This is a genomic window from Agathobaculum sp., assembly GCF_034098985.1.
Taxonomy (GTDB): Bacteria; Bacillota; Clostridia; order Oscillospirales; family Butyricicoccaceae; genus Agathobaculum.
In genome coordinates this window covers 1-13,326 of record NZ_JAXEOA010000010.1, presented here as the reverse complement: position 1 = coordinate 13,326, position 13,326 = coordinate 1, and the positions used below count along the sequence as shown (strand labels likewise).

Sequence of the window (13,326 nt, the reverse complement as noted above, 5' to 3'; positions counted from 1 at the left end):
CCGCAAGGCTTTATGGGGAGAAAAGGTGAATCCGGTGGGTTTAAAACGCAGGAAACCGGGAAGCCGTGACACGGATTGGCACAGGAAAGCGTGAGGGCAAAGGGGATGCTGGGAAGGCTTTCAAGCCAGAGCTGGCAAGGGGAAAAGGGAGTCCCGGGTTCCCACCTTTGGGCACACGGCGGGGAGATAAAAGCGGGCTGGCCCGCAGGACGAAAACCGTCCCTCGCCGCATGCCTGCGGCTTTCCTTCCGGCTTCCTCCAAAGGGCTTTCTGCTGTCGTAGTAAGTCTCGCTATTTCCGATGTTCAGGGCACTGTTGGAAAGGTCATGGCTATTATCTATATACGTCGTTGTTCCTGTCGAGCCATCTGGAAATCCAGCGCCGCCATTAGTTCCAGTGTTCGAGCGCTTGAACGGAAGGGATCCACCGTTTAGCAATGTGTAATTTATACCATACATTAAAGTAATTACGCCACCGTTTCCACCAGAGCCACCAGCACCGCCGCCACCATGTATGACACCTTGGATACCATTGGCACCGGAAGTAGTACCACCACCACTATCATTACCGTTACCAGAGCCACCAGCACCGCCGCCCATAGCTCCATTTATTGAGGTATCATTATATCCATAGCCACCATATCCCCCGGCGGAGCCAGCAGGTGATAGACCGTCTGCACCTGCGGCGTTTTGCCCCGCAGCAATTGCTGTGGGGCCATCTTGGCTACCTCCAATACCACCGATATAACCGCCGCCACCACCACCAGCATTCCATGAGCCACCGCCTCCACCTCCACCAGCGCCGCCACCGCCTATTGCTGCTGCTGGATAACCGGCCCCACCGCCACCACCGGCATTATATCCTGTTCCAGATCCTTGATGGCCACCGCCATATTGTCCCCCAAGGCCGCCATAGGCATTGACGGTAAGCAATAATGACACGGTCCCTGCGTTCCCGCCCCGTCCACCGCCATAGCCACGCAATCCTACTCGTAGACTTGATGCTTCATTAATATTCCCGCTTCCATTTTGCGCCCCCAAACCAGATATACCGCCGCCGCCGCTATGGCCGGGAACAGTCGCTTCATGTCCACCAGCGCCGCCAGCGCCGCCACCACCGCCATTTCCACCGATACCAGCACCCGCTCCGCCGCCAGCACCCGCACCACTACCATCATACTGACCTGGATCTCCATATCCGCCTGCACCACCATTTCCTGCATTACCACCGTATGCTTTGATCTGACCACCGCCTGACGCATTTAATGTTGCTCCTGAGATGACGGCAATACCTGCGTAGCCACCATTTCCGCCGTTGCCACCAATAGCCAAGGTTCCATTTTCACCAGATGTTGCGTGTTGTCCTTTTACAACTAACTCAGCGCTCACAATTAAATTTAGTGTGCCTCCTGCTGCGATAGTAATTGGTGATCCACCATGATTTGTGTTATCAATTGTTGTGCCACCGTTCACATAGATTGTGACCGGTTCACCAGCCGGAATGGTGAACGATACACCAGTTGCATTGCCGGTAGCAAGCTCGTATGTTTGGCCCGGAGTGAGCGTTGCACTTTGGAGCGGTAGCGGTATTATTTCTGCCGCTTTCGCATCAGGTGTAAATGATGGCAACAGTCCCACCACCATCGCTGCCGTCAGCAGCCACGCCATGCCCCTTTCCCCAAACTTTTTATGCATTTTCCTCATTACCATTCGCCCCTTTAAAAGCGTTTTATTGCTTCAGTAATTGGCCTTTTAGGCAGGCCGTGAAGTAATTAATTTCGCGCTGCGGGTTAGGTAAATTGACAATTACATTTTTTACATAAACAAAGAGGCCTTTCACTCTAAATGAGTGAAAGGCCTCTGAAAAAAACACTTTAAATACGACAGTTCTCCAGCAGCTCGTTCTTAACAGTCCACAGTTTTTTAGACAAATCTACAAAATACGTTTGCGGGTTTTCAAACCGCTTAATCTGCTCCCATAGGGTGTCAACCTCGTCGGCGCAGTAATTGCGCATGGATTCAATATCCGGACATTGGTAAACGCACTGACCCCGATCGAACAGCTTAACGCGGAGCGGACGCACCGTATAATCGGTAACAACCTTCTGCTTCCACGTATGGATCGGGTGGAACAACGTATAGGGCTTGGAAGAATCGATAACTTCATCATGGATCGTGATGACATCACCCAATGCCTTGCCCGTTTGATTGTCAAACAGACGGTAAACCTGCTTAAAATGTGGCGTAGTTATCTTTTCGACGTTCTCAGAAACCTTGATTTTCGGTACAATGTGGCCATTGATGTCTTCAACGGCAGCCAGTTTATACACACCGCCAAAAACAGGTTCGGATTTCGAGGTGATAAGGCGCTCGCCGATGCCAAAGGAATCAATGCGCGCACCTTGCGTGATCAAATCGCGCACAAGATATTCATCCAGCGAATTGGAGGCCATGATCTGCATGTCCGGGAAGCCGGCTTCGTCAAGCATCCGGCGCGCCTCGATCGACAAATACGCGATATCGCCCGAATCCAAACGGATACCCTTGGGGCGAACGCCCGTTTCCGCGACCATTTCCCGCGCAACGCGCAGCGCATTGGGCACGCCGGATTTGAGCACGTTGTAAGTATCGACCAGGAAAACGCAGTTATCTGGGTAAATATCGGCATAGGCCTTGAAGGCTTCGTATTCACTGTCAAACATCTGCACCCACGAATGGGCCATTGTGCCGCCCGCGGGAATACGGTAATCCCGGTCGGCCAGCACGCAAGCTGTGCCTTGGCAGCCGCCGATATAGGCCGCGCGCGCGCCGTAGATCGCGCCGTCGTAACCCTGCGCGCGGCGGGAGCCGAACTCCAGCACCACCCGCCCCTGCGCGGCGCGTGTGATACGGCTGGCTTTGGTGGCGATCAGCGTCTGGTGGTTAATCGTCAGCAACACCATGGTTTCCACAAACTGCGCTTGGATCATCGGACCGGCGACTGTTACGAGCGGTTCGCCCGGGAAAACCGGTGTGCCTTCGGGAACAGCCCAGACATCGCATTCAAACCGGAAGCGCCTAAGATAATCGAGGAACGCCTCGGAAAAACAGCCCCTACCGCGAAGATAGGCGATGTCGTCGTCGGTAAAATGCAGGTTTTCAAAATATTCGATGAGCTGCTGCACGCCCGCCATGATGGCATAGCCGCCGCCATCTGGCACGCGGCGGAAAAACATATCGAAGTACGCCCGGCGGTCGGCCATCCCCTTTTCAAAATAGCCGTGCGCCATGGTGAATTCATAAAAATCAGTGAGCATCGTCAGGTTTTTTTCGGTCATAGCAGCAGTCCCCCTGCTTTTTTATTCGCTCTGTGTATCTATCTTAACACACCATAATATAGCCATTTTAGCCCTTTTCCTGATAAAGTGCAAGAGTTTCTTTGCACACATCATTTGCACGTGTTGAATAAATATGCATAATATAAAATAATTATAAATTCTTGTTGCCAAACGTGAGAAACAGCGGTATAATACAAAGGTCATGAAAATTGTGTATATCGGAGGATTTGGCATGGAAAAGAAATATAACAAGGTCGTTTTAGCATATTCAGGCGGGCTGGATACCTCAGTGCTCATCCCGTGGCTCAAGGAGCATTACGGATGCGAGGTTGTCGCGGTTTCGGGCAACGTCGGTCAGGGTACCGAACTCGATGGACTGGAAGAAAAAGCCCTCAAAACGGGCGCGTCCAAGCTATACATTGAGGATCTGACCAAAGAATTTGTCGACGACTATATTATCCCGACCATGAAAGCCGGCGCTACATACGAACAGTATTTGCTTGGCACATCGTTCGCGCGCCCGATCATCGCCAAGCGCATTGTAGAGATTGCTTTGCAGGAAGGCGCGGACGCGATCTGCCACGGCTGCACAGGCAAGGGCAACGACCAGGTGCGTTTTGAACTGGCCATCCATGCCTTTGCGCCGCAGATGGATATCATCGCGCCGTGGCGGTTCTGGGAGCTTAACAGCCGCGAAAAAGAGATCGCCTACGCCGAGGCGCACAATATCCCGCTGAAGATCAACAAGGAGACCAATTATTCCAAGGATAAGAACCTGTGGCATCTCAGCCATGAGGGGCTCGATCTGGAGCTGCCGTCCAATGAAGCGCCGATCAACCGGCCCGGTTTCCTGGAACTCGGCGTATCGCCCGAAATGGCGCCCGACAAGCCGGCCTATGTCGACATCCACTTTGAAAAGGGCGTGCCGACCAGTGTGAATGGCGAAACGATGGATTCGGTCAAGATCATTGAGACGCTGAACCGGCTGGGCGGTGAAAACGGCGTCGGTATTCTGGATATCGTGGAAAACCGTTTGGTAGGAATGAAGAGCCGCGGCGTGTATGAGACCCCGGGCGGCGCGGTGCTGTACGCGGCGCATCAGAAGCTGGAGGAGATCACGCTCGACAAGGAGACCGCGCATTACAAGCAGCAGGTCGCCCTCAAATTCGGCGAACTGGTCTACAACGGCCAGTGGTACACCCCGCTGCGCAAGGCGCTTTCCGCTTTTGTCGATTCAACACAGGAGACGGTCACTGGCGACGTGAAACTCAAGCTCTACAAGGGCAATATCATTCCCGCCTCGGTCACCTCTCCATACAGCCTATATTCCGAGGACATGGCGACGTTCAACGAGGACGACTGCTACGACCAGGCCGATTCCGCGGGCTTCATCAACCTGTTCGGCCTGCCGCTCAAGGTGCGTGCGCTGAACGACCAGATGCTGCACGAAAAGACCGGAAAGCATTTCCCGTCGGTAGATAAGTAAGATACGCGTCAGGGCGCACCGTCAAGGCGCGCCCGCACGCTTTTTCAGAGGAGTAACAGAATTATGGCTAAACTTTGGGCAGGACGCTTTCAAAAAGAGACCGACCTGGTGGTAAACGACTTTAACTCGTCCATCCTGTTCGACTGCCGCATGTATAAGGAAGACATCGAGGGGTCGATGGCGCACGCGGCCATGCTGGGCAAGCAGGGCATCATCGAGCAGCACGAGGCCGACAAGATCGTCGAGGGCCTCAAACAGATATTGGAAGACATCGAAGAGGGCAAGGTCGAATTTTCGCTCGATTATGAAGATATCCACATGAATATCGAGCAGCTTCTGACCGAGCGCATCGGCGACACCGGCAAGCGCCTGCACACCGGCCGATCGCGCAACGACCAGGTCGCGCTCGATATGCGGCTTTATTGCCGCAAGGAGATCCGCGAGATCATCGGCCTGCTGCTCGGCTTTATGAAAGCGCTCGTGAAAAAGAGCCGGGAAAACCTCGATGCGGTCATGCCGGGCTATACGCATTTGCAGCGCGCGCAGCCAACCACCTTTGCGCATTATATGATGGCTTACGCCAACATGCTCAAGCGCGATGTGAGCCGTTTGCAGGACTGCCTTGAGCGTATGGACGAGATGCCGCTCGGCTCGGGCGCACTGGCATCGACCACCTACCCGATCGACCGCGATTTCGTCCGCGCGCAGCTCGGTTTTTCCCGGCTGACCGACAATTCGCTCGACGGCGTATCCGACCGTGACTACTGCGTCGAGTTGCTTTCGGCGCTGTCCATCCTGATGATGCACCTGTCGAGGCTTTCCGAGGAGATCATCTCGTGGTGCTCATGGGAGTTCAAGTTCGTTGAGCTGGACGACGCGTATTCGACCGGGTCGTCCATCATGCCGCAGAAGAAGAACCCGGACGTATGCGAGCTGATCCGCGGTAAGACTGGACGTGTGTATGGTAGCCTGACCACGATGCTGACCATGCTCAAGGGCCTGCCGCTGGCGTACAACAAGGATATGCAGGAGGACAAGGAGGCCGTGTTCGGCGCGGTTGATACCGTCAAGCAATGCCTTGAGGTCTTTACGCCCATGTTCTCGACTATGACGCTGCGGCGCGACAATATGCGGAAAGCGGCGTCCGGCGGCTTTATCAACGCGACTGACTGCGCCGACTACCTGACCAAGAAAGGCATGCCGTTCCGGGATGCGTACAAGACGGTCGGCCGTTTGGTCAACCAGTGTATCCGCGCCGACGAGACGCTTGAAACGCTTACGCTCAAGGATTTCGCCGCGATCTCAAACAAATTTGGCGACGACGTATATGACGCGCTCGACCTGCGCACCTGTGTCGGTGAACGCAAGGCGATCGGCGGTCCCGCGCCGCAGGAGGTCACGCGTCAGATCGACAAGATCGCAAAATTCATCGAGCAGGTGGCAAACGATGAAGCCTAAGGTATACATAGACGGCAAGGAAGGTACGACCGGCCTTCAAATATATGAGCGCCTCGGCGAGCGGGACGACATCGATCTGCTGCTCATCAGCGAGGACAAACGCAAGGATCCGGACGAGCGGCGCAAATTTCTGAACGCCGCCGATATCGTGTTCCTCTGCCTGCCGGACGCGGCGGCCAAAGAAGCCGTATCGCTGATTGAAAACGGAAAGACCCGCGTCATCGACGCGTCAACCGCGCACCGCACGGCGGACGGCTGGGATTACGGATTTGCCGAGTTGTCCAAAGCGCACCGGACGGCGATCGCGGCATCGGGACGGGTGGCCAACCCGGGGTGCCATGCGAGCGGTTTTATCGCATCGGTCTATCCGCTGGTCGCGAACGATGTGGCGCCGGTGGATTTCGCGTTCACCTGCTCGTCGCTGACCGGGTATTCGGGCGGCGGCAAAAAGCTAATCGCGGAATATGAGGACGAAAACCGGGACCCGCGCCACGACAGCCACCGGATCTACGGCTTGAATCTGAATCATAAGCACCTGCCCGAAATGCGGCATGTGTGCGGGCTGACGCATGACCCGGTGTTTGTCCCTATTTTAGGCGATTTCTATAAGGGCATGGCGACCACCGTCATGCTGCCGGGATTTGACGCGGAGCGCGTGCACGAAACGCTTGCAAAGCACTATGAGGGGCAAAACCTGGTCACGGTTGCGCCACTCGGCGGCGATGAACCGGTGATTTATGCCGATACCCTTGCCGGACACGACAGCCTGCGCCTGATCGTCAGCGGCCATGCGGAGCAGGCCATCGTCACGGCGCTGTTCGACAACCTCGGCAAGGGCGCCTCCGGCGCGGCAGTGCAGAATATGAATATCATGCTCGGTCTGGACGAAACGACCGGGCTTCACAAATAAGGAGTGTTCCTATGAAAATCATATCAGGCGGTGTATGCGCCGCCAAGGGCTTTCAGGCAGGCGGCATGCGCTGCGGCATCAAGGAAAGCCGCGCGGAGGACGATACCGCCATCATTTTAAGCGACTGTGAATGCACGGCCGCCGCAGTGTATACGATGAACCGCGTTAAGGCCGCGCCGCTGTATGTGACAATGGAGCACCTTGAAAATGGTGTGGCACGCGGCATCGTTGCCAACGCGGGCAACGCGAACGCCTGCGCGCCGGACGGCATGGAAAACGCCCGCCGCATGGCGAAAGCCGCGGCAGGTGTGCTTCAGGTGGACGAGGGTGACCTGGTCGTCGCATCGACCGGCGTAATCGGCCAGCGCCTGCCGGTCGAATGCATCGAAACACACCTGAAAGAGATCGAGCTGTCGAACGATGGCTCGGAAAAGGCAAACCACGCGATCATGACGACTGATACCAAGCCCAAGACCGCGGCGGTCGAATTCACCGTCGGCGGCAAGGTCTGCCGCATCGGCGGCATCTGCAAAGGCAGCGGCATGATCCACCCCAACATGGGCACCATGCTCTCGTTCCTGACGACTGACTGCGCTATTACGCATGAAATGCTGCTGGACGCGCTGCAGGAAAACGTCAAAAAGACGTATAACCGTGTCACGGTCGACGGAGACACCTCGACCAACGACATGTGCGTCGTACTGGCGAACGGCAAAGCGGGCAACGAGCTGATCGAATGGCAGGACGAGGAGTATCAGGCGTTCTGCAAGGCGCTCGGCGAAGTGAACACCCGGCTTGCCCGCCAAATTGCGGCGGACGGCGAGGGCGCGACCAAGCTAGTCACCTGCACGGTGCAGGGCGCGCGCACCGAGGAAGCCGCGGAGCGGCTGGCCAAGGCAGTCGTCGGCTCCAACCTGGTCAAGGCGGCCATGTTCGGCGCGGACGCCAACTGGGGACGCGTGCTGTGTGCAATGGGCTATTCCAAAGCGCCGTTCCGCCCCGAGTATGTGACCGTCACCTTTTCCTCCGATGCGGGCAGCGTGACCGTATGCGAAAAGGGCGCGGGGCTTCCCTTTGACGAACAGGCCGCAAAAACCGTGCTGTCGGAAAGCGAGGTCGCCATCCTGGTCGACCTCAATGAGGGCGTGGACAGCGCGACCGCATGGGGCTGTGACCTAACCTACGACTATGTGAAGATCAACGGAGATTACCGGACATGATGGACGAACAATTCAACCTGGACGCGGAACTGAAAGCCAAGATACTGGTCGAAGCGCTGCCGCACATCCAGATGTACTATGGGCAGACCGTGGTCGTCAAATACGGCGGCAACGCGATGATCAACGAGGAGCTCAAGGACGCGGTCATCCACGATCTCGTGCTGCTCAGCTTAGTCGGGGTCAAGGTCGTCGTCGTGCATGGCGGCGGACCCGAGATCAATGAAATGCTGCAAAAGATCGGCAAGGAATCAAAATTTGTGGGCGGCCTACGCTATACCGACCGCGAGACGATGGACATTGTGCAGATGGTGCTGTGCGGCAAGGTCAACAAAGATCTGGTGACGCTGCTTGAAAAGGCAGGCGGACGCGGCATCGGGCTGGGCGGTATGGACGGCGGACTGTTTCAGGCCAAGCGCCTGACCGACCGCATCGGCACTGACTACGGCTATGTGGGAGAAATCGTCGATGTCGATCCGTCGCCGGTGATCGATGTGCTCGAAAAGGGGTATATTCCGGTGGTCTCGACGGTCGCACAGGGAATCGATGACGAAACAAACTACAACATCAACGCGGACACGGCGGCCTCCAAGCTGGCGGTCGCGCTCAAAGCGAAAAAGCTGATATTGCTGACAGACGTGCGCGGCCTGATGCTCGACCCCGAGGACGACTCGACGCTTCTGCCGTTTCTGAAAGTATCCGAGGTGCCCAAGCTGGTGCGGGACGGCGTGATAAAAGGTGGTATGATCCCTAAGGTGGACTGCTGCGTGGAGGCCGTGCGCAAGGGCGTCGGCGCCGCCAATATCCAGGACGGCCGCGTGAAGCACTCGATCCTTATTGAATTGTTGTCCAAGGTCGGCGTCGGCACGATGTTCCAGTAAGAAAGAAGAGAAGAAAAGTGACCTATCAAGAATTAAAGGCCGAGGAAACACAGTATGTCATGAACACCTACGGTCGGTTTCCCATCGCGCTCGACCATGGCAAGGGCGCTACCGTTTGGGATGTCGAGGGCAAAAAATATATCGATCTTGCGTCTGGCATTGGCGTCAACTGCTTGGGATATGACAATGAAACGCTGATTTCTGCCATTACCGAGCAGGCGCATAAGCTGATGCACGTGTCCAACCTGTTTACGACCGAACCCATGATCCAAGTCGCCAAAAAGCTGGTAACGCACACGGGCATGGGCAAGGTGTTTTTCGCCAACTCGGGCGCCGAAGCCAACGAAGGCATGATAAAGCTCGCCCGCAAATATTCGTTTGATAAATACGGCGCGGGCCGGCATAAGATCATTACGCTTGTCAATTCTTTCCACGGGCGCACGATCACCACGCTGAACGCGACCGGACAGGATAAATTCCATAATTACTTTTTCCCCTTAACCGAAGGCTTTGATTATGCCGCTGCGAACGATCTCGACAGCCTGAAAGCCAAGCTGGATGACATGACCTGCGCGGTCATGATGGAACTGATACAAGGCGAGGGCGGCGTGCTGCCGCTCGATAGGGAATTCGTACAGGCGGTCGAAGCTCTGTGCCGCGAAAACGACCTGCTGCTGCTGATCGACGAGGTGCAGACCGGCATCGGCCGAACCGGCAGCCTGTTCTGTTTTCAGCAGTACGGCATTCAGCCCGACGTGGTATCGATGGCCAAGGGGCTTGGCGGCGGTGCGCCAATCGGCGCGGTTTTGGCCGCGCAGTCCTGCTGCGATGTGCTGACCCCCGGTACGCACGCGACGACTTTCGGCGGTACGCCGATGGTTTGCGCCGCGGCAAACGCCGTGCTTGATATCGTCGCGGATGAAGCGTTCCTTGCGGAGGTGCGCGAGAAAGGCCAATATCTCAAAGAGCAAATTCTGGCCATTGGTTCGCACAATATCCACGGCGTGCGCGGTTTAGGGCTCATGCTTGGTATCATCGTCGACGAGGGCAAACATACGGAGTTGGCCAACAAACTGATAGAAAAAGGCGTGCTCGCTATCACGGCGGGGAAAAACGCGGTTCGCCTGCTGCCGCCGCTGACGATCAGTAAGGCGGAAATGGAAGAGGCGCTCACCATTATGAAAGAGGTGTTTTAAATGAAGCATTTACTCAAGCTGCTCGACTGCTCGACCGAGGAGATCGTCTCGCTGCTCGATCTGGCCGATCAGCTCAAATATGAAAAAAAGCACAATATTTCACACCGTCATCTGGAGGGCAAAAGTCTCGGCATGATCTTCCAGAAGTCTTCCACCCGCACGCGCGTCTCTTTTGAGACCGGTATGTACCAGCTCGGCGGGCAGGCGCTGTTTCTCTCGAACCGCGATCTGCAGATCGGCCGCGGTGAGCCTGTTCAAGACACCGCGCGCGTGCTTTCCCGCTATCTGGACGGCATTATGATCCGCACCTATGCGCAGGAAGAGGTGGAAAATCTGGCCGGTTATGGTACGATCCCGGTAATCAATGGTCTGACGGATTTCTGTCATCCCTGCCAGGTGCTGGCCGACCTAATGACGATCCGCGAGAAATTCGCGGTGCTCGAGGGCCTTAAGATGTGCTATATCGGAGACGGTAACAACATGGCAAACTCATTGATCGTCGGCGGCCTGAAAACCGGCATGAAAGTGTCGATTGCAACGCCTGAAAGTTATCGGCCGCATCCGGACGTGCTGGCTTTCGCCGAAGCAAACCCTGATTTCTTCCTCACCGATGACCCTATGAAAGCTGCTGAAAATGCGGACGTGGTCATCACCGACACTTGGGCTTCGATGGGACAGGAAGCGGAAAAGGAAGCGCGCGTAAATGCGTTTCAGGGTTATCAAGTCAACGATGAGCTGCTGGCAGCTGCAAAACCAGGTTGCATGGTGCAGCACTGTCTGCCGGCCTACCGTGAACAGGAAATTACAACAAAAGTATTTGAAGCTCATGCATCGGAAATTTTTGAGGAGGCGGAAAACCGGCTGCATGCGCAAAAGGCTGTTATGGTTACACTGATGGGCGATAAGTAAAGATTTAAATTGTTAAAAATCTCTTTCATGATAATCATGAAAGAGATTTTTTTGTTATGGAACATCTAAAATTTAAAATATTCCATATTTTACAATTGTCAATCTGCCTAACCCGCAGCGCGAAATTAATTACTTCACGGCCTGCCTAAAAGGCTAATTACTGAAGCAATAAAACGCTTTTAAAGGGGCGAATGGTAATGAGAAAAATGCATAAAAAGTTTACGGAAAGGGGCATGGCGTGGCTACTGACGGTGGCGATGGTGGTGGGGTTATTGCCTATATTTCCAACAAAAGCCGGAGCAGTTGAGACGGACACTATGCCCGCCAACGGCATACTGGTCGATGGCGGAAATTATGTGCTGTCCACCTCGCGAACAGGCGTTGGGTTTACTCTATCCAGCGGGACAGCGACGGTCACAGTCCCCAAAGGAATAGTTGCCACTATAAATAATATAGGTAGTGGGGGTTCTCCTTTTACTCTTGCTGCAGGCACAACCCTCTATCTTGTAATTGACGGACAGTTAACTACCATAGGGCAATCGGCAGGTAATGGTGCGAATGCCTCACGTGATATTGCGGCTGGCGGTGCTGGGGGATATGCAGGGATTAATGTTATCGAGGGTGCATCATTGCTAATATCCGGAAATGGGATTTTATATACATATGGTGGCGATGCAGGAAACGGAGGTTATGTGGATAACACAAACTCTGGAAGTGGAGGCGGCGGCGGTGCCGGCGCTGCAATTGGTGGCAACGGAGGGGCTGGCGGAAGGTCAGAAACGTACGGCGGAAATATCACCAATGGCAACGATGGTATGCCTGCCGGAAATATTATAATCAATGCAAAAATTAAACTTTATGCCTTTGGCGGCGGTGGCGGCTCATCAGGAATTTCTGTTAAAAACGGATCAGCAGGTGCTGGAGGCTATCCCGCAGCTGGCATTGGCGGCGGCGGCGGTGGAGGCGGCGGCGGGAATGCCGGCACTGGAATAGGCGGTTTCTCTGGATCAAACAATGAGCTGGTAACTGCTGTAGCCACAGCTAATGGTTATTCGGGGAAAAACTATTATCAAGGGGGAGTATTTTCTGGCGGTGGCGGTGGCTATTTTGCCGCAGCGGAAGAATATGGAATGCACACAGCACATGATTCATCTCAAGATGCGGCAGGAGCTATTGGCGGTGGTGGTGGTGCATGGGCACAGGGTAATTCGGAAAGCAACGCATATATTGCTGGAAATGGTGGCGCATCTGGTTCGGGCGGAAATGTAATTCTCCATACCCATCTCGGCAATGTTCACGCCTACAACGGTTCCTACATGACCGAGGCAGACGGCCAAAGCTACATAGTAGACAGCGTTCAGACCAAAGCAAGTCCGATCTATGCGCAGTTAGGCTTCTCACTGGATGATATCCGTGCAAAAGGAATCACAGATACATCTGCCTACCGTGAGGATACAGCAGGTCTGGTCTCATATTTGTCCGGACAAGGGGTGGCTCGCAATATTGCGCCTGCCCAAATCTTGGGCATTGGCTCTGGCGCGGGCTACACGGAAACCAGCAACGGTACGCTTAAAATCGGCATAGACCATGATATTACCAGCAACCCATTGAACATCGGAACTAGCGAGACTTACTACGACAGCAGAAAGCCCTTTGGAGGAAGCCGGAAGGAAAGCCGCAGGCATGCGGCGGGGGGCGGCTTTCGTCCGGCGGGCCGGCCCGCTTTTATCTCCCCACCGTGTGCACAAAGGTGGGAGCACGGGACTCCCTTTTCCCCTTGCCAGCTCTGGCTTTTCCGCCTGCTTGGCCTTTTCCGTTCCCTCACGCTTTCCTGTGCCAATCCGTGTCACGGCTTCCCGGTTTCCTGCGTTTTAAACCCACCGGATTCACTCTTTCTCCCCATAAAGCCTTGCGGTGGGAGCCACTGCTCTTTCCGGTGGGATTACTTCTTTG

The 13,326-nt window shown here is 55.1% G+C and carries 8 protein-coding genes and 2 pseudogenes; 8 read left to right on the top strand and 2 right to left on the bottom strand.

What is annotated here, in order from left to right:
• Nucleotides 1-1,667, bottom strand: a pseudogene (locus SO058_RS02145) (hypothetical protein); the annotation flags it as partial.
• Nucleotides 1,668-1,873: 206 nt separating this feature from the next.
• Nucleotides 1,874-3,316 (bottom strand): nicotinate phosphoribosyltransferase, encoded by a 1,443-nt coding sequence (locus SO058_RS02140; protein ID WP_320841355.1) that lies wholly within the window; start codon nucleotides 3,314-3,316, stop codon nucleotides 1,874-1,876.
• 232 nt (nucleotides 3,317-3,548) lie between these two features.
• Between SO058_RS02140 and SO058_RS02135 the strand changes: the two genes are divergently transcribed.
• The 8 genes and pseudogenes from SO058_RS02135 to SO058_RS02100 all read left to right on the top strand — a co-directional run.
• Nucleotides 3,549-4,802 carry an argininosuccinate synthase gene (locus SO058_RS02135; RefSeq protein WP_320841354.1) on the top strand — a complete coding sequence of 418 codons (1,254 nt, stop codon included), beginning with the start codon at nucleotides 3,549-3,551 and terminating at the stop codon, nucleotides 4,800-4,802.
• A gap of 63 nt (nucleotides 4,803-4,865) precedes the next feature.
• Nucleotides 4,866-6,260 (top strand): argininosuccinate lyase, encoded by a 1,395-nt coding sequence (gene argH, locus SO058_RS02130; protein ID WP_320841353.1) that lies wholly within the window; start codon nucleotides 4,866-4,868, stop codon nucleotides 6,258-6,260.
• Nucleotides 6,250-7,170: an N-acetyl-gamma-glutamyl-phosphate reductase gene (argC, locus tag SO058_RS02125; RefSeq protein ID WP_320841352.1), complete on the top strand. Its 921-nt coding sequence runs from the start codon at nucleotides 6,250-6,252 to the stop codon at nucleotides 7,168-7,170. Before argH ends, argC begins: the two co-directional genes overlap by 11 nt.
• 11 nt (nucleotides 7,171-7,181) lie before the next feature.
• Complete coding sequence (gene argJ, locus SO058_RS02120) at nucleotides 7,182-8,390, top strand: bifunctional glutamate N-acetyltransferase/amino-acid acetyltransferase ArgJ (protein WP_320841351.1); 1,209 nt, start codon at nucleotides 7,182-7,184, stop codon at nucleotides 8,388-8,390.
• Nucleotides 8,387-9,268, top strand: coding sequence for an acetylglutamate kinase (gene argB / locus SO058_RS02115; RefSeq protein WP_320841350.1), 882 nt, complete (start codon nucleotides 8,387-8,389; stop codon nucleotides 9,266-9,268). Before argJ ends, argB begins: the two co-directional genes overlap by 4 nt.
• A gap of 17 nt (nucleotides 9,269-9,285) precedes the next feature.
• The gene (locus SO058_RS02110; protein ID WP_320841349.1) at nucleotides 9,286-10,464 is read left to right on the top strand and encodes an aspartate aminotransferase family protein; all 1,179 of its coding nucleotides are present in this window, start codon (nucleotides 9,286-9,288) and stop codon (nucleotides 10,462-10,464) included.
• On the top strand, nucleotides 10,465-11,373 hold the full coding sequence (argF, locus tag SO058_RS02105; protein ID WP_320841348.1) for an ornithine carbamoyltransferase: 909 nt from the start codon (nucleotides 10,465-10,467) through the stop codon (nucleotides 11,371-11,373). It abuts the gene before it with no gap.
• 197 nt (nucleotides 11,374-11,570) lie between these two features.
• A pseudogene (locus SO058_RS02100) lies at nucleotides 11,571-13,326 on the top strand (hypothetical protein); the annotation flags it as partial.